Consider the following 19758-nt stretch of genomic DNA (forward strand, 5'->3'; position numbering starts at 1 on the left):
ACCCGGCGGAACCCCCGGCGCCGCCGGCTTGGCTCACTGCGCCGCCGGTGGGGCTGTATCCGGCACCGCCGTTGCCGTACAGCAGACCCCCGGCCTGTCCATTCGGACTAGCCGCCGTGCCGTCGGCCCCGTCGCCGATCAACGCACGGCCAAACAACGCCTCAGCCTGTGAATTCAACGTCCCCAACACATCAACGTTGGCGGCCTCGGCGCCGGCGTACGTGACGCCACTGGCCGCGAACGCGTCAGCGATGTGCTGATGAAACCGCGCGACCTGCGTGTTCGCCTGTTGATAAGTCTGGCCGAAGGAGCTGAACAGTTCGGCGACGGCCGCCGATACTTCGTCCTGGGCGGCGGCGGTGACACTGAGAATTCGAAGCGAGGCGCTGGAATGTGCGCCATGCAGGGCGGACTGGATCTCCGCCAGATTCCCCACGGCACCCGCTAGAGCGTCGGGGGCGACCAGCAGGTACGACATCGTTGTCAACCGTACGTTCAGCTCGCCCGGCGAGTTGGGCCTTTTGGACTTCCGGGGGAGGCTGACCGCAGTCCTCAACGACGCACTAGTCCTCCGAGTGCCGCTCGTCGTCCCGTCGTTTCTATCCGTAACGGGTTCAGGTGTCGCCCCGAGATCGCAGCGACTAGGTCACCGGTGTGGGCCCGGCCGTCCGGAAGGCACAGCTGGTAAATACGATCTATCGCCTGGTGTGGGATGAGTTCGGCGGCAAGGTTTCAGAAACGTAGTCGATACAACAACGAATCGAAGAAGGCGGCGTCACGTGTGCACACGAGTCCTCTGGCCGGACACCGGCGACAAGACCGGCCACTTGGTTTTGGTAGGCCGGAACATGGACTTTCACACAGACCTGATGACCAACCTGTGGAAGCAACCGCGCGGCGTACGACGTGACGACACAGTGGCCGGGAAACTCACCTGGACATCGAAGTACGGCAGTGTCGTAGCCACCGCCTACGACATCACCTCCGTGGACGGTATGAACGAAGCGGGTCTGGCGGGACACATTCTGTGGCTCGCCGAATCCAGCTATGGGGAGCCGGACGATTCGCGCACGCAGCTCGGGCAGGCAATTTGGCTGCAGTACTTCCTGGACAACTTCGCTACCGTCGCAGAGGCCACCGCGTGGATCACCGAGACCGACGTACAAGTGGTGCAGATGGACGACCCCACCGGCGGCAAACGCCCCGGCTTGCATCTGGCCCTCGACGACGCCGCCGGCGACTCGGCGATCATCGAATACATCGACGGCCACGCGCAGGTGTACCACTCGAAGGACTACCGGGTGATGACCAATTCACCGACCTTCGATCAGCAACTCGAGCTGGTGAAATCGTTCACGGGTCTGGGCGGTGACCTCCCACTGCCCGGCAGTACCGACGCCCGTGACCGGTTCGCGCGCGCGAGCTACTACCTCGAGCGGTTGCCCGCCCCGGACAGCCAGGTCGATGCCGTCGCGGCCATGTTCTCGGTTATCCGCAATGCAGCGCAACCTTTCCGCATCCCGGATCCGGGCAAACCGGATGCCTCGCAGACCATCTGGCAGGTCGTGCTCGATCTGACCACTAAGCGCTACATCTACGAATCCACCACCCGCCCCAACATCGTGTGGGTCGACCTGGCCGACCTCGACTTCACCGAGGGCACTGCCCAACTCAAGCTGGATCTGATCAGCGAACTCGCGGTCGAGGGCGGCATCTCCGGCAAGGTTGCGGACAAGTTCGAAGACAAGGGCCCGATGACATTTCTGTCCCTCGAGATGCTCCGGGGCCCGGAAGGCACGGGGCGCCGACCGAGCCCCTAACGCTGACCCAAAACCGTTGCGGCTCTAATCCTCTGCGTGCCGCTCGTAATCCCAACGTTCGAGGCGAGTCTGTAATTGCCAGACACCGAGCCCGGCGACTGGCGCAGCTGCCGTAACCAGCACCATCAACATCGGACTCATCTCAAACCTCCAAAACCCTTATATTCGTACCACGTTCGTCGGCGCATCGTGGTTCATTCGGCAACGGTGTCGCTACGAAATCGACGCGATTCAGGCACCGGGCAACGCGTGGTCGGCCAAGGCGCCGATGACGGGTGACAACAGCTGGGCGTACTCGGTGGTGACGTGATTGTCGTCCCGGAACACCAGGGTGTTGCCGACGATCATCGGGCAGCGTTCCGGCGTGCAGAACAGGTCGGTCAGGTCGGCGTAAGAGCCGCCCGCCGCGGTGGTCACCCGTTGCTCGGCGGCAATACCGTCGCCGTCGACCGCCACCGAGCGCATCGGTGCGCAGGCGCCGGCGTCGTCGAGGTGGGCCGACAGGCAGGTCGGAGCCGACGATTGCGGATCGGCGACCGGCCCCAGCACCAGCACCGTGGAACCCATGCCGCGCAGGTAGGCGACGATGGCCCCCAACTTGTCGATCCACGCCGGGTCGTACGAGGCGAAGCTGAAGTCGCCGTGGTAGCGCCGACTCATGCTCAGCACCACCAGCTTCGGTGGCTTGGCCCGCAATCGGTCCACGATCTGCGCGCGCCACTGCTCGCACTCGGTGTACTTGCGGCCCAGGTAGGGGCTGACGATCGGCAGGTCCAGAAACGGGCAGGTGACCTTGGTCAGCGTTTCCAGCCGCCAGTGCCGTTGTCCGGCCACCTGCTCCCACGCCGGATTCCACATCGCCGCGTGCGAGTCACCAATCAGCGCCACCGTGGTCGGCGACGCGGTGTCCGCCGAGGCGCACTCGCTCTGACCCACCTCGCGCCAGGACCGCATGCACCCGTTGACGAACACCGGCGCCTTATCGCCCGGCGCCGCCGCCAACGTCGGGTCCAAGTTCGACGGCACCGCCCGCAGACCCGCCGAGGCGGCGAGTGCCGCGCGGGCCTGGGCGAACGCTTGGCGCACCGCCGCCTCCTGCGGACTGAGCTGCGGGTCAGGCGCCGGCGGCAGCGCCTCGATTTTCGCCTGCGGCGCCGCGGTCCCGTGACCCACCGGCGCCGGCACCGCCGTCAGCAACACCGCGCACGCGCACGCCGCTACCGCGCTGGCGGCACCGGCCACGGCCAGGCTGACCCGTGCAGAGCGCCGCAGCGCCGCGGCGAAGCGACCGGGGTTTTCCACCGCATGCATGGTGATCACCGCCAGGCCCGCGGACACCGTCGTCGCCGCCAACCGGCCGGGCAGCCCGCCGGGATCGCCGAGCAGCGCCGGCAGCAGCAGCAACACCGGCCAGTGCCAGAGGTACCACGAGTACGACACCCGCCCGATCGCCCGCATCACCGGCGGGCACAGCACCCGTCCCACCCCCATGCCGCCGGTGACCGAACCGCTTCCGATCACCAGCGCGGTGCCCAGCACCGGCAACAGCGCCGAGGTGCCGGGGTAGGGGGTGTGCGGACCCAACTGGGTGCAGGTCAGCAGGATCAGCGCCAGCCCGCCCCACCCGGCGACCGTCGCCGGCACCAACGGCAGCCGCCGCCACTGGTCGATGGTGAGTGCGACCAGCCCGCCGGCGGCCAGTTCCCAGGCGCGGGTGGGCAGCGAGAAGAACGCCCACGGCGGCGAGCTGTGCGTCCAGATCACCGCGGCCGTCAACGACGCCGCGCCGACCACGCCCAGCAGCACCGCATACGGTGCCGCGCTCGAGGTGTCCCGGCGCAACCGGCCGACCAGCCACGCCGTGCCGATGATGAGCGCCGGCCACACCAGATAGAACTGCTCCTCCACGCCCAACGACCAGTAGTGCTGGAACGGCGACGGCAGGTCGGCGCCCATGTAGTCGGTGCCTTGCGCGGCGAATCGGTAGTTGCCGACGTACAGCATGCTGGCGATGCCGTCGACGAACACCCGTCGGGCCTGCAGCGGCGGCAGCACGATGGCGGCCACCACCGCGGTGACCACCCCTACCGTCGCCGCGGCCGGCAGCAGCCGACGCGCCCGGGCAGCGTAAAAGCCGCCGAGTGCAACGGTTTTCGTGGTCGCGACCTCACGCCACAACAGCCCGGTGATCAGGAAGCCGGAGATGACGAAGAAGACGTCGACACCGATGTAGCCGCCGCCGATGCCCGGCACGCCGGCGTGATAGAGGACCACGGCGACGACCGCGATGGCGCGCAGGCCTTCGATGTCCGGACGGAACGCAGCCCGGGGGATGCGCTGCTCCGCGGTGACTGCCATACGTCAGGTCGCCATCCAGGCCAGCTCGGCCGGCAACTGCGCGCGCCAGTAGTCGACGTCGTGACCGCCGGGGGAGAAGCTGCCCGCCGGCTTCTTCTTGAGCTGGCTGACGAATTGGCTGCTGGAGAAGAAGAACCGGTCGCCGATCCCGCAGTCGACCCGAATGGGAATCGAGTTCAGCACCGGCAAGCCGAACACGGTGTTGCGGTTCCAGTCGTCGATGCTGTCGAACGCGCCGGGTGCGGCGCCGAGGTAGGACAGGTACAGCGCCGGGCTGATCGCGCAGATCCCGGCGGTGCGGGCCGGACCCAGCCGGGCGCCCAGCAGCAGCGCGCCGTACCCGCCCATCGACCAGCCCAGGAATCCGACCCGCGAGGTGTCCATGCCCATCGAGGTCAGCATCGGCAGCAGCTCCTCGAGCACCATGGTGCCGGCGTCCTCGCCGTTGGAGCGCCGATGCCAGTAACTGCTGGGGCCCCCGTCGACGCCCACCACCGCGAACGGCGGTTTGCCGTCGGCGACCAGCTGGGCCAGCGCGTCCTCGACACCGCAGTCCAGCATCATGTTCGCGTCGCTGTCCTTGCCGTGCAACGCGATCACCGGCCGCAGCATCTTGGTCTGCCCCGGCGGCATGGCGATGACCCAGTTGGTCTTGATGCCGCCGCGCGCCGCCGACACGAACGAACCGGTCAGTTTGGTCGGCAGGGTCTTGCCCGCCGTCGGGGGATCGAACGGAGCGGGCGCGGCCGGTGCGGCCACGGTGCTGGCCGGGTCGGCCAGGGCGCCGAGCGCCCACGCACCGGCCGCTCCGAGGCTGGCGCCGGCGCCCATGCGCAGCACCGTACGGCGGGTCAGGTCGGCCACGATCGTCAATGATGCCGGGACAACCGGAGTTTGACGCCCGTGCCACGCCGTATTGGAAGACACTCGTGACACTGCCTTGATCCACCGCCGTCCGGGCTCGCGATTCACAGCGGGATGTGCTGTCGTTAGACGCCATGAGCGGCACCACGCAGCTGCGCCAAGGGTTGTCGCAACGCCAGCTGAACATGATTGCCATCGGCGGGGTGATCGGGGCGGGGCTGTTCGTCGGTTCCGGTGTGGTGATCCACAAGACCGGACCGGCTGCGTTCCTGACCTACGCGATCTGCGGTCTGCTGATCATCCTGGTGATGCGGATGCTGGGTGAGATGGCCACCGCGAACCCGTCGACCGGCTCGTTCGCCGACTATGCGACAACGGCACTCGGGGGTTGGGCCGGGTTTTCGGTGGGCTGGCTGTATTGGTATTTCTGGGTGATCGTGGTGGGCTTCGAGGCGGTCGCCGGCGGCAAGGTGCTCAACTACTGGTTCTCGCTACCGCTGTGGTTGTCGTCGCTGGGCCTGATGCTGTTGATGACCGCGACCAACCTGTTCTCGGTGTCGTCGTTCGGCGAGTTCGAATTCTGGTTCGCCGGAATCAAAGTCGCGACCATCGTGATCTTCCTGGGTCTGGGGACGGCGTTCGCGTTCGGCTGGCTGCCGGGTCGGCACACCGGCTTTGCCAACCTGACCGCGCACGGCGGTTTCTTTCCGCACGGTGTCGGGGCCGTCTTCGCGGCCATCGTGGTGGTGATCTTTTCCATGGTGGGCGCCGAGGTCGTCACCATCGCCGCGGCCGAAAGCCGGGAACCCGAGCGCGCTGTGGCCCGGGCGACGAATTCGGTGGTGCTGCGCATCGCGTTCTTCTTCGTCGGTTCGGTTTTCCTGCTCGTCGTGGTAATGCCGTGGAACTCAGTGGAATTGGGTGCATCACCCTATGTGGCGGCGCTGAAGCACATCGGCATTCCCGGCGCGGACCAGATCATGAACGCCGTGGTGCTCACCGCGGTGCTGTCCTGCCTGAACTCGGGCCTGTATACCGCGTCGCGCATGCTGTTCGTGCTGGCCGACCGCAACGAGGCGCCGGCCCAGCTGGTCAGGATCAGCCGGCGCGGCGTGCCGCACATCGCGATCATCGGGTCCTCAGTGGTGGGCTTTCTGTGTGTGCTGATGGCCTGGCTGGCGCCCGACACCGTGTTCCTGTTCCTGCTCAACTCCTCGGGCGCCATCATCTTATTCGTCTACCTGCTGATTGCGTTGTCGCAGATCGTGCTTCGGCGTCGTACGCCGGACGAGCAGTTGCGGGTCAGGATGTGGTTCTTCCCAGTGCTGTCGGTGCTCACCCTGGCCGGGATCGTGGCGGTGCTGGTGCAGATGGCGTTCGATCACGAGGCCCGTACCCAACTGTGGCTGAGCCTGTTGTCGTGGATGGTGGTGCTCGGGTTGTACTGCGCGGTGCAGCGGTCGGGCCGTCGCAGGGCTTAGCCCCAACGCTTTTCGACCGCCTTGACCACGGCGGTCAGCGTGGCGTTGACCGGTGCCTCGACGCCGACCCGCGCGCCGTGGCGCGGCACCGCCCCGTTGATGACGTCGATCTCGGAGACCCGACGGGCCTCATGGTCCAGCAACGCAGACGGTTTCGCATCAGGCATGCCCGCGCCGAAGTCGCGGATGTGCGCGACGGGATCCTCGACGTCGATCGCGATGCCGGAGGCTCGGGCCACCGCCCACGCTTCGATGGCCGCGGCCCGGCTGACTGGTCCCATCTCGGCGTCGTCCATCACCTGCCCGACGGTCATGCCGGTCAACGCACACGGCGCACTGTAGGCGACGTTGCAGATCAGCTTCTCCCACTGCATCGCGGCGATGTCGGTGACCGCGGCCGCGTCGAAGCCGGCGTCGCTCCACACCTGCGCGACGGCCGCGACCGTTTGATGGGGCAGTGACGAGTACGCGCCGAAACGCATGGCGCGCATGGCATTGTGGTGGACGTGTCCGGGTGCGACCCGGGCCGCTCCGAACCCGCTGGCGATCCCGACCGCGACCCGTTGCTCGCCGACGATGTCCGCCACCGTGTCGGCCGAACCCAGGCCGTTCTGGATGGTCAGCACCGGGGTGGCGCCGTCGAGCATCGAAAGTGCTTGTCGCGCACCCGTTGTCACGTCCGCGGCCTTGACGGCCAGCACGATCAGGTCCATGGGCTCGTCCGGTGCGACGGTGGCGGCCCGCAGCTGCACAGTCCGGTCGTAACCGGGACCGGTGACCCGCAGTCCGTGCCGGGCGATGACGTCGATGCCGGGTTGGTAGCTGTCGATCACCGTGACGTCGTTACCCGCCGCGGCCAATCTGGTCGCGTAGATCGAACCCATTGCACCGCAACCGATTACCGCGACCTTCATCCGACCAGCTCCTCGATCAGTCCGGACAGGCCGGGTTTTTCCTCCAGCCCGAAGCCCGGTGCGTCGGTGGGTGAGATCCGGCCGTCTGCCAACGCACAACCCGGCGAGTAGCCGCCGAACGGCTGGAACACCCCGGGGTAGGCCTCACACCCGCCCAGACCGAGCCCGGCCGCGATGTGCAGGTTGATCAGGTGCCCGCCGTGTGGATAGGCGAACCTGCGGTCGAACCCGTGCGTCTCGAGAACCGCGAGCATGCGGGTGTATTCACCCAACCCGTAGCTCAGGCCGGCATCCATCTGGAAGATGTCCCGTCCCGCCCGCATGCCGCCGTAGCGGACCAGGTTGACCACATCGGGCACCGAGAACAGGTTCTCCCCGGTGGCCACCGCGCCGTCGTAACAATCGGTCACCGCATGGTTGAGCTCGAAATCCAGCGGATCGCCGGGCTCCTCGAACCAGCGCAGCCCGTAGGACGCCAACGCGGTGGCCCACCGGGTCGCCGCGGCCCGGTCGAAACGGCCGTTGGCGTCCACCGCGACCCGGTCGCCCCGGCCGACCGCGTCGATGACGGCTTCGATGCGCGCCAGGTCGCCCGGCACGTCCGCCCCGCCGATCTTCATCTTCACCGCGTCGTACCCGAGGTCCAGATACGAACCCACCTCCGCCCGCAGTCCGTCCAGGCCGGCGTCCGGGTGGTAGTACCCGCCGGCGGCATACACCGCGACCGAGCGGACCGGTTCCCGACCGACATGACGTGCGATGGTCGCGTAGGCAGGCTCGTCGTTCAGCTTGGCGGTGAGGTCCCAGCACGCCAGTTCCAGCGCGGCGGCTGCGGTCGCCCGGTCCCCATGGCCACCCGGCTTCTCGTCGCGCAGCGCGCACGCCAGCACCGCGGCCGGGTCGAGCAGGCCCGCGCCGTCCAGCAGCGTCTCCGACGGCGCGGCCAGCACTCGCGGGATCAGCCGGTCCCGCAGGATCCCGCCCTGCGCGAACCGCCCGATCGAGTTGAAGGCCACCCCGACGGTGCGCCTGCCGTCCCGCTCGGCAATTAGCGCCACCAGCGACACGGTGTGGCCGGCGAAGTTGACCACCGCGTTGGCCGGCGCACCCTGCAGGGCTACCGGCCGTTCGAGGATCGAGACAATGCGCATCAAGACCCGGTGCGGTCGAGCAGCAACACTTCCTCGAACGGCAGTGCGGGGAAAACCGAGCGCCAGACCCCGTTCACGTGCCGGGCCGCCTCGTCCTTGCCGACCACCCGCGGTTCGCTCACCCGGAAGGTCTTGGCGTTGCGGCGCACCTGCGCACCGCCGGCGGCCTTGATGTTCTTCAGCCAGTCCCGGTCGGGTCCGTATGCCAGCGGAACGGCCAGGCCGGGCCGGCCGTCGACGTTGGTGTAAAACGCGTTGACCGGGGTGCGGTAGGGCTTTCCGGAGCGCCGTCCGACGTGTTCGATGATGGCGAACGGGGGCAGCCAGCCTGCCCACAGACGCTGTACGGGGTTGGTGACGTACCGGTTGATCCGGGCCAGGCGTTGAGGGAATCGCATGATCGCCATCCAACTCGCCGAGCCCGGCGCACATCAACCCGCCGTGATCTTCTACACCCTGTAGTTGATCGGGGGGCGGCGGCTGGGACACTAGTCAGCATGGGGACTGACCAGGCAACGGCGCGCACGCGCGCGTCCGCACAGCTGTTCTCCGACGCCTGCGCGGTGATCCCCGGCGGAGTGAACTCCCCGGTGCGGGCGTTCACCGCGGTGGGCGGCACCCCCCGGTTCATCACCCAGGCGCACGGCTGCCGGCTCACCGACGCCGACGCCAACACCTACATCGACCTGGTCTGCTCGTGGGGGCCGATGATCCTCGGGCATGCACACCCCGCGGTCGTCGACGCGGTGGTCAAGGCCGCCGCCGACGGCCTGTCGTTCGGGGCGCCGACCCCGGCCGAGACTGAACTGGCCGCCGAGATCATCGGGCGGGTCGCCCCGGTGCAGCGCCTCCGGTTGGTGAACTCCGGTACCGAGGCCACCATGAGCGCGATCCGGTTGGCGCGCGGCTTCACGGGTCGGCCCAAGATCGTGAAGTTCTCCGGCTGTTACCACGGGCACGCCGACGCGTTGCTGGCCGACGCGGGTTCGGGCGTGGCCACCCTGGGCCTGCCGTCCTCGCCGGGGGTCACCGGCGCGGCCGCGGCCGACACAATTGTGTTGCCCTACAACGATATCGACGCTGTCGAGCAGGTCTTCGCGCAGGCCGGCGAGCAGATCGCCGCGGTGATCACCGAAGCCAGCCCCGGCAACATGGGCGTCGTCCCACCCGCACCCGGCTACAACGCCGCCCTGCGACGAATCACCGCAGCGCACGGTGCGCTGCTGATCGTGGACGAGGTGATGACGGGGTTCCGGGTCAGCCGAAGTGGTTGGTACGGAATCGATCCCGTCGATGCCGACCTGTTCACGTTCGGCAAGGTGATGAGCGGCGGGCTGCCCGCCGCCGCGTTCGGGGGCCGGGTCGAGGTGATGGAGCGACTCGCCCCGCTGGGCCCGGTGTACCAGGCCGGCACGCTGTCGGGTAACCCGGTGGCGATGGCCGCCGGGCTGGCGACGTTGCGGGCGGCCGATGACGCGGTGTACGCCGCCCTGGACGCGAACGCCGACCGCCTGGCCGCGCTGTTGACCGAATCACTGACCAATGCTGGTGTGCCACATCGCATTCCGCGTGCCGGCAACATGTTGAGTGTGTTCTTCTCCGACGCGCCGGTGACGGATTTCGCGTCCGCGCGCGCTAGCCAGACGTGGCGCTATCCGGCGTTCTTCCATGCCCTGCTCGACGCCGGGGTCTACCCGCCGTGCAGCGCATTCGAGGCGTGGTTCGTATCGGCGGCGCTCGATGACGACGCTTTCGACCGGATCGCCGCAGCCCTACCCGCAGCGGCCGCCGCGGCCGCACAGGAGGACCAGCCCTGATGGCCGAGGAAACCCGCGTGCACGTGGTGCGTCACGGTGAGGTGCACAATCCGACCGGCATCCTCTACGGCCGGCTGCCCGGTTTCCGGCTGTCGGACAACGGGGTCGCGCAGGCAGCGGCGGTGGCGGATTTCCTGGCCGACCGCGACGTCGTCGCCGTGATCGCCTCGCCGCTGCAGCGGGCACAGGAGACCGCCGCGCCCATCGCCGCGCGGCACAACCTGCCGGTGGACACCGACCCCGACCTGATCGAGTCGGAGAACTTCTTCGAGGGCAAGCCGATGGGACCCGGCGACGGTGCCTGGCGTAACCCGCGGTACTGGTGGCAACTCCGCAACCCGCTCCGACCGTCGTGGGGCGAGCCGTACGTCGAGGTCGCCAGCCGGATGTCCAGTGCGGCCGACAAGGCGCGGGTGCGGGGCGCCGGGCACGAGGTGGTGTGCGTGAGCCACCAGCTGCCGGTGTGGACGCTGCGCCTGCACGTGACCGGCCAGCGGCTCTGGCACGACCCGCGGCGTCGGGAATGCGGGCTGGCGTCGGTGACGACACTGGTCTACGACGGCGATCGGCTGGTCGACGTGGAGTACTCGGAGCCGGCAGCCGGATGACCCGGTGGCTTGTCGCCGTAACACTGCTGACCGGGTTTCTCACGGGTTGTTCGGCCGGGAAGGACGCGGTTGCCCAGGGCGGCACATTCGAGTTCGTGTCCCCGGGCGGCAAGACAGACATCTTCTACGACCCGCCGGACACCCGCGGCCGGCCGGGCCCGCTGTCCGGGCCCAGCCTCACCGACCCGGCACGCACCGTGTCACTGGACGACTTTCCCGGCAACGTCGTCGTCGTCAACGTGTGGGGCCAGTGGTGCGGGCCGTGCCGGGCCGAGATCACCCAACTGCAGCGGGTCTACGACGCCACCCGCGCAGCCGGGGTGTCCTTCCTGGGCATCGACGTGCGTGACAACAGCCGCCAGGCGGCCCAGGACTTCGTCAGCGACCGGCATGTGACGTTCCCGTCGATCTACGACCCGCCGATGCGCACCCTGATCGCGTTCGGCGGCAAGTACCCGACCACGGTCATCCCGTCCACCCTGGTGCTGGACCGCCGGCACCGGGTCGCCGCGGTGTTCCTGCGCGAACTGCTGGCCGAGGACCTGCAACCGGTGGTGCAGCGGATCGCCGCCGAGACGCCACCCGGGACGTCGGGACCGCAGTGACCGGCTTCGCCCACCTCGCTGCCGCCGGGCCCCTGGTGGTGGCCCTCGGGGTCTGCATGCTGGCCGGGCTGGTGTCGTTCGCGTCGCCGTGCGTGGTGCCGCTGGTACCGGGCTACCTGTCGTATCTGGCGGCGGTGGTCGGGGTCTCCGACGAGCAACCCGGCACCCTCAAGGCCCCGCCGGCGGCGCGCTGGCGGGTCGCCGGGTCCGCCCTGCTCTTCGTCGCCGGGTTCACCACGATCTTCGTGCTGGGCACCGTCGCGGTCCTGGGCATGACCACCGCGTTGATCGACAACCAGCTGGTGCTGCAGCGCGTCGGCGGCGTGCTCACCATCGTGATGGGACTCGTCTTCGTCGGGCTCATCCCGGCGCTGCAGCAACAGGCCAGGTTCAGCCCCGGACAGTGGACGACGGTGGCCGGTGCGCCGCTGCTCGGCGCGGTGTTCGCACTGGGCTGGACGCCCTGCCTGGGGCCGACGCTGACCGGGGTGATCACCGTGGCCTCCGCCACCGACGGCGCGAACGTGGCGCGCGGTGTCGCGCTGGTGATCGCTTACTGCCTGGGGCTGGGCGTGCCGTTCGTGCTGCTGGCAGTGGGGTCGGCCAAAGCGGTGACCGCGCTGGGCTGGCTGCGCCGGCACAGCCGGGCGATCCAGATATTCGGTGGCGTGCTGCTGATCTCGGTGGGCTTCGCGCTGGTCACCGGGGTGTGGAACGACTTCGTGTCCTGGCTGCGCGACGCTTTTGTGTCCGACGTGAGGTTGCCGATCTGATGCTCACGGGACTTGCGGCGAGGGCGCGCAACACCTGGCGCTCCCTGACATCGATGGGCACCGCGCTGGTGCTGCTCTTCCTGCTCGCGCTGGCCGCGATACCCGGGGCGCTGCTACCGCAGCGCAGCCTCAACGCCGGCAAGGTCGAGGAGTATCTGCACACCCACCCGATGATCGGGCCGTGGCTCAACGAGCTGCAGGCCTTCGACGTGTTCTCCAGTTTCTGGTTCACCGCCATCTACGTGTTGCTGTTCATCTCGCTGGTCGGCTGCCTCACCCCGCGAATCTTCGAGCACGCCCGCAGCCTGCGCGCCGAACCGGTGGCCGCGCCGCGCAACCTCGCCCGGCTGCCCAAGCACGCTGAGCAGGAGCTGACCACCGGACCGGCGGAGGTCGACGCGCTGGCCACCGCCATCGAGGCCCGGCTGCGGGGCTGGCGCACAGCGGTCAGGCACCGCGCTGACACCGTCGAGATCGCCGCCGAAAAGGGGTACCTGCGCGAATTCGGCAACCTGGTGTTCCACTTCTCGCTGCTGGGCCTGCTGGTGGCGGTCGCCGTCGGCAAGCTGTTCGGTTACGAGGGCAACGTGATCGTCATCGCCGACGGTGGTCCGGGGTTCTGCTCGGCGTCGCCGGCCGCGTTCGATTCGTTCCGTGCCGGCAACACCGTCGACGGCACCTCGCTGAATCCGATCTGCCTGCGGGTCAACAACTTTCAGGCGCACTATCTGCCGTCGGGGCAGGCCACCTCGTTCGCCGCGGACATCGCCTACCAAGCCGGGGCCGACCTCGACGCCAACACCTGGCGGCCCTACCGGCTGGAGGTCAACCACCCGCTGCGCGTCGGCGGGGACCGGGTCTACCTGCAGGGCCACGGTTACGCGCCGACCTTCACCGTCACCTTCCCCGACGGTCAGACCCGCACCTCCACCGTGCAATGGCGACCTGACAACCCGCAGACGCTGCTCTCGTCGGGCGTGGCCCGCGTCGACCCGCCGGCCGGCAGCTACCCCACCGCCCAGGAGCGGCGCCAACACCAGATCGCGATCCAGGGCCTGCTGGCGCCCACCGAACAGCTCGACGGCGCCCTGCTGTCGTCGCGCTTCCCGGCGCTCAACGACCCGGCGGTGGCCATCGACATCTACCGCGGCGACACCGGGCTGGACACCGGGCGGCCGCAGTCGTTGTTCACCCTGGACCCCCGGCTGATCGAACAGGGCAGGTTGACCAGGGAGAAGCGGGTCAATCTGCGCGCCGGGGATCAGGTCCGCATCGATCAGGGCCCGGCCGCGGGCACCGTCGTGCGTTTCGACGGCGCGGTACCGTTCGTCAACCTGCAGGTGTCGCACGACCCCGGACAGGCCTGGGTGCTGGTGTTCGCGATCAGCATGATGGCCGGACTGTTGGTATCGCTGCTGGTGCGCCGGCGCCGGGTGTGGGTTCGACTCACGCCGGACAGCGACCGGCCCAGTACCGTGAACGTCGAACTGGGCGGTCTGGCACGGACCGACAACTCCGGCTGGGGCGACGAGTTCGAGCGCCTCACCGAGCGATTATTGGCCGGTTTGGGCGGATCCGGTGTGCCGGCCGGCATTCCCAGTAAGGCCGGAAGGAACCTCACATGAACACCCAGCACATCGACCTCGGCCTGGCCCGCTATTCCGACTGGGCGTTCACCTCGGCGGTGGTCGCACTGGTCGTGGCGCTGCTGTTGCTGGCCTACGAGCTCGCCTACGTCCGGGCCCGCAAACTTGAGCCGGTCGCCGCCGGCGGCGTCAGCACCGACAGCGCGACGCCCGGCGTCGTCGCGGATGCCCCGCAACGCCCGTTCGACGAACGCGTGGGTCGCGCCGGGTTGTCCGTGCTGTACCTCGGTTGCGGACTGCTGCTCGCCTGCATCGTGCTGCGGGGACTGGCCACCATGCGGGTGCCCTGGGGCAACATGTACGAATTCATCAACCTCACCTGCATGTGCGGTCTGGTCGCCGGCGCGGTGGTGCTGCGCCGCCCGCAGTACCGTCCGCTGTGGGTCTTCCTGCTGCTGCCGATCCTGATCCTGCTCACGGTGTCCGGGCGCTGGCTCTACACCAACGCCGCACCGGTCATGCCGGCGTTGCAGTCCTACTGGCTGCCCATTCACGTCTCGGTGGTCAGCCTGGGCTCCGGGGTATTCCTGGTCGCCGGCATCTGCAGCATCCTGTTCCTGCTGCGGACCTCGCGCTTCGGGGACCCCGAGACCGAGGGCCGGCTGGCGCAGCTGACGCAGCGCTTCCCCGACGCCCAGACCCTGGACCGCATCGCCTACCGGACCACGATCTTCGCCTTCCCGGTGTTCGGGTTCGGGGTCATCTTCGGCGCGATCTGGGCGGAAGAGGCCTGGGGCCGGTACTGGGGCTGGGACCCCAAGGAAACAGTGTCGTTCATCGCATGGGTGATCTACGCGGCCTACCTACATGCCAGGTCAACGGCGGGTTGGCGGGACCGTAAGGCGGCGTGGGTCAACGTCGCGGGGTTCGTCGCGATGGTCTTCAATCTGTTCTTCGTTAACCTGGTGACCGTCGGCCTGCACTCGTACGCGGGTGTCGGCTGACCGACGGCTACCGACCCGAGCAAGCGGGCAAGAGGGGGAGTGCAGTGTCAGAACATCCAACACCGGCCGTGGGGGCGCCGCAGGTCTATTCGGCGGACGGCGCAGGCCAGAATGCCGGTTCAGATCAGCCGACGACGCAGTTGCCTGCCGTGCCGCCCGCCGAACACGGTGCACCGACGCGGGCCTTCGCCGGTTTCCGCACCGAGCGGCGGGGATCGGCGGCCAGCGACAGCACCGTCGGTTCGGCCAGCATGACGCCGCCGCCCCAACCGGTCGAACTGCCCCACGGCCGTCCGCAGTGGGAAGCCGGGCCGACGACGGGCCCGGTCACCGGCATCACCCGGGTGGACCCGACGGCCTACGGCGCCTACTACCCCGGCCCGCCCGACGACGCCGGCACACGGGAACGGCCGCAGTTCCGCCCGGAGCCGCTGCCCCAGACGCCGTATCCGGAGCTGTCCACCACCGTGCTGCTGCGACCGGTCAAGCCGCCACCTTCGGAGGGCTGGCGCCGAGCGCTGTACGTCATGTCCGGTCAGCTGATCAACCTCGGGGAGAGTCCCCGAGCGATGCGGCACCACAACCTGGTGGCCCAGATCAACCGGCCACTGCGGGGCAGCTACCGCATCGCGGTGCTGTCGCTGAAAGGCGGGGTCGGCAAGACCACGATCACCGCGACCCTGGGCTCCACGTTCGCGTCGATCCGCGGTGACCGGGTGGTCGCGGTGGACGCCAACCCCGACCGCGGCACGTTGAGCCAGAAGCTCCCGCTGGACACCCCGGCCACGGTGCGGCATCTGCTGCGCGACGCGGAGAGCATCGAGCGCTACAGCGACGTCCGCGGCTACACCTCGCAGAACGAGAGCGGGCTGGAAGTGCTTGCCTCCGACAGCGATCCGACCGTTTCGGAGGCATTCAGCGGCGACGACTACACCCGAACCCTGGACATCTTGGACCGCTTCTACGGCCTGGTGCTCACCGACTGCGGGACCGGGTTGCTGCACTCCACGATGTCGGCGATCCTGGCCAAGGCCGACGTGCTGATCGTGGTCGCTTCGGGTTCCATCGACGGCGCCCGCAGTGCCTCGGCGACGCTGGACTGGCTGGAGGCGCACGGCCACGAAGACCTGGTGCGCAACTCGATCGCGGTCATCAACGCGGTGCGGTCGCGGTCGGGCAAGGTCGATATGCAGAAGGTGGTCGACCACTTCGCGCGGCGCTGCCGGGCGGTGCGGGTGGTGCCGTTCGACCCGCACCTCGAGGAGGGCGCCGAGATCAACCTGGATCGGTTGAAGCGGGAGACCCGCGAGGCGCTGGCCGAGCTCGCGGCGGCCGTCGCCGATGGATTTCCGGGTGATCAGCGGCGGGCGAACCCGAACTTCGTCTGACCCGCTCAGCGAGGCTTGTTCTCGCCCAGTCGGCGCAGGAATTCGGGATCGTCGTCGGGCCCGATGACCCGGCTCTTCGGCCGGCTCGTCTGCGACTTCGCCGCACGCAACCCCAGATAGATCAACGTCCCGAGAATCAGGACGACGAGCAGGTAAAGCACTCGACACCTCCTGTAGAGCGAATATACCCGCGACCGGCCGGTGGCTAGGCTCAAGATGTGTCAGAAGCGCCCAGTGACAAGACGGTTCAGGGTCCGGAGAATCAACGCGGCGTCGTCGACGTCCTCCTCTATGCGGCGGCGAGGCTGCTGCTGGCGGTGGTGGTCAGCGCAGCGATCTACGCGGTTGCGCGGCTGCTCGGTGTGAACGACTTCCCGCTCGCCGTCGCCGGCCTGTTCGGGCTGGTCGTCGCGATGCCGCTGGGCATGTGGCTGTTCAGCCCGCTGCGCCGGCGCGCCGCCGGGGTCCTCGAGGTCACAGGCGAGCGGCGGCGCACCGAACGCGCGCAGTTGCAGGCCCGGCTGCGCGGCGAGGCGCCCGCGGGCCGGGACCCCGATCCGGAGCCTGAACGGCAGGCCGGCGGCGGGACATGAGCGCCGGGCTTCAGCCCGTCGGCATCCGCACCACCTGCGCGGCATAGCTCAGACCGGCGCCGTAGCCGATCAGCAGGGCCAGGTCACCACCCTTGGCCGCGCCGGTCGCCAACAGCTCGTGCATCGCCAGCGGAATCGAGGCCGCCGAGGTGTTGCCGGTGTGCTCGATGTCGTTGGCGACGACGGCGTCCGGGCGCAGCTGCATGTTCTTGGCCAGCAGCTCGTTGATCCTGCTGTTGGCTTGGTGCGGGATGAAGACGTCGATCTCATCGGACCGCACTCCTGCGGCGTCCATCGCCTGCCGGCCGACCTTGCCCATCTCGAACGCGGCCCACCGGAACACGGCGGTGCCCTCCATCCGCAGAAACGGGCGGGGTCCGGTCGGGTTCTCCGTGTAGGTGATCCAGTCGATGTCCTGACGGATGGCGTTGGCCTGTTCCCCGTCACTGCCCCAGACGGCCGGCCCGATGCCCTGCTCGGGCGTCTCACCCACCACCACCGACGCGGCGCCGTCGGCGAAGATGAAACAGTTGCTGCGATCGAGCATGTCGACCGTCGGGGACAGTTTCTCGGTGCCCACCACCAGCATCTTGCGGGCGCTGCCGCCGCGGATCATGTCCGCGGCGACGCCGAGCGCGTAACCGAAACCCGCACATCCCACCGACAGGTCGAATCCGGGCACACCCTTGGCGCCCAGCGCCGTGGCGACCGCGGGTGCGGCGGCCGGCGTCTGCAGGAAGTGGGTGTTGGTGGCCACGATCACGCCGTCGATGTCGGAACCGTCCACCTCGGCCCGGGCGAGTGCTTCCCGGCTGGCTTCGATCGCCATCGAGGTCGCGGACTCGTGGTCGGCAGCGAAGCGTCGCGTCTTGATGCCGGTCCGGGCATAGATCCATTCGTCGGACGAGTCGATGTTCTGGCAGATCTCGTCGTTGGTGACGACGCGTTGGGGGCGGTAGGCCCCCACGCTGAGCAGGCCGATCTTCTTGGGTCCGGTGACCGAGGCGATCTCAGACATCTTCGTCCTTCCGGGCAGTCTCGAATCCCCCAAGCCTGATCGACTCTAGGCGCGTCGGTGCGGGGCGCGCATCCGGGTCGTCAACACGTTCTCAGCTGGCCAGTGTCAGCGCCGCGGCCACCGCGGTCGCCCACACCACCATGGCCAGGCCGGTGTCGCGCAGTACCGGAATCAGCTCCGGCCCGCCACGCCCCGAGCGCACCGGGCGATCGGCGCGCAGCGCCAGCGGCGTCGCGACCAAGCCCGCGGCACACCACGGTGTCGCGATCATCAGCACCAGCGTCAGCACCGCGGTGCCGGCCAGCAGGGCGTGGTAGAGCACCCGGGTGCGGCTGTCGCCCAGGCGGACCGCCAGCGTGATCTTGCCGGACACGGTGTCGGTGGGTATGTCGCGCAGATTGTTGGCCACCAGCACCGACGACGACAGCGCCCCGATCCCCACGGCCAGCACCAGCCCCACCCAGTCGATCCGCAACGCCTGGGTGTACTGGGTGCCGAGCACCGCGGTCAGGCCGAAGAACACGAAAACCGCGGCCTCGCCCAACCCTGAGTAGCCGTACGGTTTGGCGCCCCCGGTGTACAACCAGGCGCCGGCGACGCAGGCGATACCGACCCCGATCAGCCAGGGCCCACTGACCAGCGCCAGCACCAGGCCGGACACACACCCCAGGAACAGGCTGACCAGCGCCGCGGTGGCGACCGCTCGCGGCGCGGCCAGCCGCGAACCCACCAGGCGCATCGGCCCGGCCCGCTCGTCGTCGGTGCCGCGGATGCCGTCGGAATAGTCGTTGGCGTAGTTCACGCCCACGATGAACGGAATCGCGACACCGAGCGCCAGCAACGCTTTCCACCACACCGCCGCGTGCAACCAGGCCGCCGCGCCGGTGCCGGCGATCACGGGCGCCACCGCGTTCGGCAACGTCCGCGGGCGAGCACCGGACACCCATTGCGCAAATGTGGCCACCAACTGATCCTGCCCTATACGTGACAATGGGCGGATGCTCGGAGTGATCGGTGGCACCGGCTTCTACACGTTTTTCGAGTCCCGCACCCGGACGGTGTCTCCCGACACGCCATGGGGCAGTCCCAGCGCGCCGATCACGATCGGCGCCGTCGGCGAGCACGACGTCGCCTTTCTGCCCCGGCACGGTGCCAAGCACGAGTTCTCGCCGCACACCGTGCCGTACCGGGCCAACATGTGGGCGCTGCGTGCCCTCGGCGTGCGGCGGGTGTTCGCCCCCTGCGCGGTCGGCAGCCTGCAGCCCGAGGTTGGGCCGGGCACGGTGGTGGTGCCTGATCAGTTGGTGGACCGGACCAGTGGGCGGGCGGACACCTACTTCGACTCCGGCGGGGTGCACACCAGCTTCGCCGACCCGTACTGTCCGTCGTTGCGGACTGCAATCACCGGGCTGGGCGATGTCGTCGACGGCGGCACCATGGTGGTCATCCAAGGCCCCCGATTTTCCACCCGCGCGGAGAGCCGGTGGTTCGCCGCGGCCGGGTTCGGACTGATCAACATGACCGGGTATCCGGAGGCGATACTGGCTCGCGAACTCGAATTATGTTATGCCGCAATCGCCTTGATCACCGATGTCGACGCCGGAGTCGAGGTGGGGGAGGGCGTCAGAGGCATCGACGTGTTCGCTGAATTCGAGAAGAACATCCCGAAGTTCAAAGGGCTGGTGCGCGCGGCGATCAGCCGGGTCGCGGGTGAACGTACCTGCACGCACTGTCGCCGGCATGCCGGCGTTCCGTTGCCGTTCGAGCTGCCCTGAAGA

General features: G+C 68.7%; 20 protein-coding genes. 11 read left to right on the plus strand and 9 right to left on the minus strand.

The features are described 5' to 3' along the window. Nucleotides 1-478 (minus strand): PE family protein (locus tag AC5Y6Y_RS05445; protein ID WP_499917916.1); only part of this gene is annotated, 478 nt, incomplete at its 3' end. Nucleotides 479-779: 301 nt separating this feature from the next. Here AC5Y6Y_RS05445 and AC5Y6Y_RS05450 point away from each other — a divergent pair. Then, complete coding sequence (locus AC5Y6Y_RS05450) at nt 780-1820, plus strand: linear amide C-N hydrolase (protein WP_473139404.1); 1041 nt, start codon at nt 780-782, stop codon at nt 1818-1820. Between the two features lie 231 nt (nt 1821-2051). On the opposite strand, the gene AC5Y6Y_RS05455 is transcribed toward AC5Y6Y_RS05450, so the two are convergent. Together AC5Y6Y_RS05455 and AC5Y6Y_RS05460 are read right to left on the minus strand one after the other, a co-directional pair. After that, nucleotides 2052-4178 (minus strand): acyltransferase family protein, encoded by a 2127-nt coding sequence (locus tag AC5Y6Y_RS05455; protein ID WP_473139403.1) that lies wholly within the window; start codon nt 4176-4178, stop codon nt 2052-2054. 3 nt (nt 4179-4181) lie between these two features. After that, on the minus strand, nt 4182-5009 hold the full coding sequence (locus AC5Y6Y_RS05460) for an alpha/beta hydrolase (protein ID WP_499917932.1): 828 nt from the start codon (nt 5007-5009) through the stop codon (nt 4182-4184). A 167-nt stretch (nt 5010-5176) separates the two neighbouring features. Here AC5Y6Y_RS05460 and AC5Y6Y_RS05465 point away from each other — a divergent pair, with 167 nt between their 5' ends. Further along, nucleotides 5177-6523 (plus strand): amino acid permease, encoded by a 1347-nt coding sequence (locus tag AC5Y6Y_RS05465; protein ID WP_473139402.1) that lies wholly within the window; start codon nt 5177-5179, stop codon nt 6521-6523. On the opposite strand, the gene AC5Y6Y_RS05470 is transcribed toward AC5Y6Y_RS05465, so the two are convergent. Genes AC5Y6Y_RS05470 through AC5Y6Y_RS05480 form a run of 3 tightly spaced genes read right to left on the minus strand, consistent with a single transcriptional unit; the run spans nt 6520 to nt 8986 of the window. Continuing rightward, nucleotides 6520-7437 carry a ketopantoate reductase family protein gene (locus AC5Y6Y_RS05470; RefSeq protein WP_473139401.1) on the minus strand — a complete coding sequence of 306 codons (918 nt, stop codon included), beginning with the start codon at nt 7435-7437 and terminating at the stop codon, nt 6520-6522. The genes AC5Y6Y_RS05465 and AC5Y6Y_RS05470 overlap by 4 nt on opposite strands. Beyond that, a complete protein-coding gene (locus AC5Y6Y_RS05475) occupies nt 7434-8588 on the minus strand; it encodes an enolase C-terminal domain-like protein (protein WP_473139400.1) in 1155 nt (384 codons plus the stop codon). Before AC5Y6Y_RS05475 ends, AC5Y6Y_RS05470 begins: the two co-directional genes overlap by 4 nt. After that, nucleotides 8588-8986 carry a nitroreductase family deazaflavin-dependent oxidoreductase gene (locus tag AC5Y6Y_RS05480; protein ID WP_463825679.1) on the minus strand — a complete coding sequence of 133 codons (399 nt, stop codon included), beginning with the start codon at nt 8984-8986 and terminating at the stop codon, nt 8588-8590. Before AC5Y6Y_RS05480 ends, AC5Y6Y_RS05475 begins: the two co-directional genes overlap by 1 nt. 99 nt (nt 8987-9085) lie before the next feature. Here AC5Y6Y_RS05480 and hemL point away from each other — a divergent pair, with 99 nt between their 5' ends. From hemL to AC5Y6Y_RS05515, 7 genes are all read left to right on the plus strand, one after another. Beyond that, nucleotides 9086-10405, plus strand: coding sequence for a glutamate-1-semialdehyde 2,1-aminomutase (gene hemL / locus AC5Y6Y_RS05485; protein WP_473139399.1), 1320 nt, complete (start codon nt 9086-9088; stop codon nt 10403-10405). Then, complete coding sequence (locus AC5Y6Y_RS05490) at nt 10405-11013, plus strand: histidine phosphatase family protein (RefSeq protein ID WP_463825681.1); 609 nt, start codon at nt 10405-10407, stop codon at nt 11011-11013. Before hemL ends, AC5Y6Y_RS05490 begins: the two co-directional genes overlap by 1 nt. Then, nucleotides 11010-11618 carry a TlpA disulfide reductase family protein gene (locus tag AC5Y6Y_RS05495; protein WP_473139398.1) on the plus strand — a complete coding sequence of 203 codons (609 nt, stop codon included), beginning with the start codon at nt 11010-11012 and terminating at the stop codon, nt 11616-11618. The genes AC5Y6Y_RS05490 and AC5Y6Y_RS05495 overlap by 4 nt, the downstream gene beginning before the upstream one ends. After that, on the plus strand, nt 11615-12391 hold the full coding sequence (locus AC5Y6Y_RS05500; protein WP_463825683.1) for a cytochrome c biogenesis CcdA family protein: 777 nt from the start codon (nt 11615-11617) through the stop codon (nt 12389-12391). The genes AC5Y6Y_RS05495 and AC5Y6Y_RS05500 overlap by 4 nt, the downstream gene beginning before the upstream one ends. Further along, nucleotides 12391-14016, plus strand: coding sequence for a cytochrome c biogenesis protein ResB (resB, locus tag AC5Y6Y_RS05505; protein WP_473139397.1), 1626 nt, complete (start codon nt 12391-12393; stop codon nt 14014-14016). Before AC5Y6Y_RS05500 ends, resB begins: the two co-directional genes overlap by 1 nt. Beyond that, nucleotides 14013-14981: a c-type cytochrome biogenesis protein CcsB gene (ccsB, locus tag AC5Y6Y_RS05510; RefSeq protein WP_463825685.1), complete on the plus strand. Its 969-nt coding sequence runs from the start codon at nt 14013-14015 to the stop codon at nt 14979-14981. Before resB ends, ccsB begins: the two co-directional genes overlap by 4 nt. Nucleotides 14982-15049: 68 nt before the next feature. Next, nucleotides 15050-16369 carry a MinD/ParA family ATP-binding protein gene (locus AC5Y6Y_RS05515; protein ID WP_463825976.1) on the plus strand — a complete coding sequence of 440 codons (1320 nt, stop codon included), beginning with the start codon at nt 15050-15052 and terminating at the stop codon, nt 16367-16369. Between the two features lie 5 nt (nt 16370-16374). Here the strand turns inward: AC5Y6Y_RS05515 and AC5Y6Y_RS05520 are convergent, their stop codons facing one another. Further along, nucleotides 16375-16530, minus strand: coding sequence for a hypothetical protein (locus tag AC5Y6Y_RS05520; protein ID WP_463825686.1), 156 nt, complete (start codon nt 16528-16530; stop codon nt 16375-16377). A gap of 57 nt (nt 16531-16587) precedes the next feature. Between AC5Y6Y_RS05520 and AC5Y6Y_RS05525 the strand changes: the two genes are divergently transcribed. Beyond that, entirely contained in the window at nt 16588-16962 is a 375-nt protein-coding gene (locus AC5Y6Y_RS05525; protein WP_473139396.1) for a DUF4229 domain-containing protein, read from the plus strand. Between the two features lie 10 nt (nt 16963-16972). On the opposite strand, the gene fabH is transcribed toward AC5Y6Y_RS05525, so the two are convergent. Beyond that, entirely contained in the window at nt 16973-17980 is a 1008-nt protein-coding gene (gene fabH, locus AC5Y6Y_RS05530; protein WP_463825688.1) for a beta-ketoacyl-ACP synthase III, read from the minus strand. A gap of 91 nt (nt 17981-18071) precedes the next feature. Then, nucleotides 18072-18944 carry a 1,4-dihydroxy-2-naphthoate polyprenyltransferase gene (locus tag AC5Y6Y_RS05535; RefSeq protein WP_473139395.1) on the minus strand — a complete coding sequence of 291 codons (873 nt, stop codon included), beginning with the start codon at nt 18942-18944 and terminating at the stop codon, nt 18072-18074. 34 nt (nt 18945-18978) lie between these two features. On the opposite strand from AC5Y6Y_RS05535, the gene AC5Y6Y_RS05540 reads away from it, so the two are divergent. Continuing rightward, complete coding sequence (locus tag AC5Y6Y_RS05540; protein WP_463825690.1) at nt 18979-19755, plus strand: S-methyl-5'-thioadenosine phosphorylase; 777 nt, start codon at nt 18979-18981, stop codon at nt 19753-19755. The last annotated feature ends 3 nt before the right edge of the window (nt 19756-19758 follow it).

The organism is Mycobacterium sp. NGS24 (assembly GCF_059813065.1).

Excerpts from the sequence above, each read along its gene's own strand:
- AC5Y6Y_RS05455 (WP_473139403.1), bottom strand. The coding sequence starts at position 4,178 with ATGGCAGTCACCGCGGAGCAGCGCATCCCCCGGGCTGCGTTCCGTCCG.
- AC5Y6Y_RS05460 (WP_499917932.1), bottom strand. The coding sequence starts at position 5,009 with ATGGGCGCCGGCGCCAGCCTCGGAGCGGCCGGTGCGTGGGCGCTCGGC.
- AC5Y6Y_RS05465 (WP_473139402.1), top strand. The coding sequence starts at position 5,177 with ATGAGCGGCACCACGCAGCTGCGCCAAGGGTTGTCGCAACGCCAGCTG.
- AC5Y6Y_RS05470 (WP_473139401.1), bottom strand. The coding sequence starts at position 7,437 with ATGAAGGTCGCGGTAATCGGTTGCGGTGCAATGGGTTCGATCTACGCG.
- AC5Y6Y_RS05475 (WP_473139400.1), bottom strand. The coding sequence starts at position 8,588 with ATGCGCATTGTCTCGATCCTCGAACGGCCGGTAGCCCTGCAGGGTGCG.
- AC5Y6Y_RS05480 (WP_463825679.1), bottom strand. The coding sequence starts at position 8,986 with ATGCGATTCCCTCAACGCCTGGCCCGGATCAACCGGTACGTCACCAAC.
- hemL (WP_473139399.1), top strand. The coding sequence starts at position 9,086 with ATGGGGACTGACCAGGCAACGGCGCGCACGCGCGCGTCCGCACAGCTG.
- AC5Y6Y_RS05490 (WP_463825681.1), top strand. The coding sequence starts at position 10,405 with ATGGCCGAGGAAACCCGCGTGCACGTGGTGCGTCACGGTGAGGTGCAC.
- AC5Y6Y_RS05495 (WP_473139398.1), top strand. The coding sequence starts at position 11,010 with ATGACCCGGTGGCTTGTCGCCGTAACACTGCTGACCGGGTTTCTCACG.
- resB (WP_473139397.1), top strand. The coding sequence starts at position 12,391 with ATGCTCACGGGACTTGCGGCGAGGGCGCGCAACACCTGGCGCTCCCTG.
- ccsB (WP_463825685.1), top strand. The coding sequence starts at position 14,013 with ATGAACACCCAGCACATCGACCTCGGCCTGGCCCGCTATTCCGACTGG.
- fabH (WP_463825688.1), bottom strand. The coding sequence starts at position 17,980 with ATGTCTGAGATCGCCTCGGTCACCGGACCCAAGAAGATCGGCCTGCTC.
- AC5Y6Y_RS05540 (WP_463825690.1), top strand. The coding sequence starts at position 18,979 with ATGCTCGGAGTGATCGGTGGCACCGGCTTCTACACGTTTTTCGAGTCC.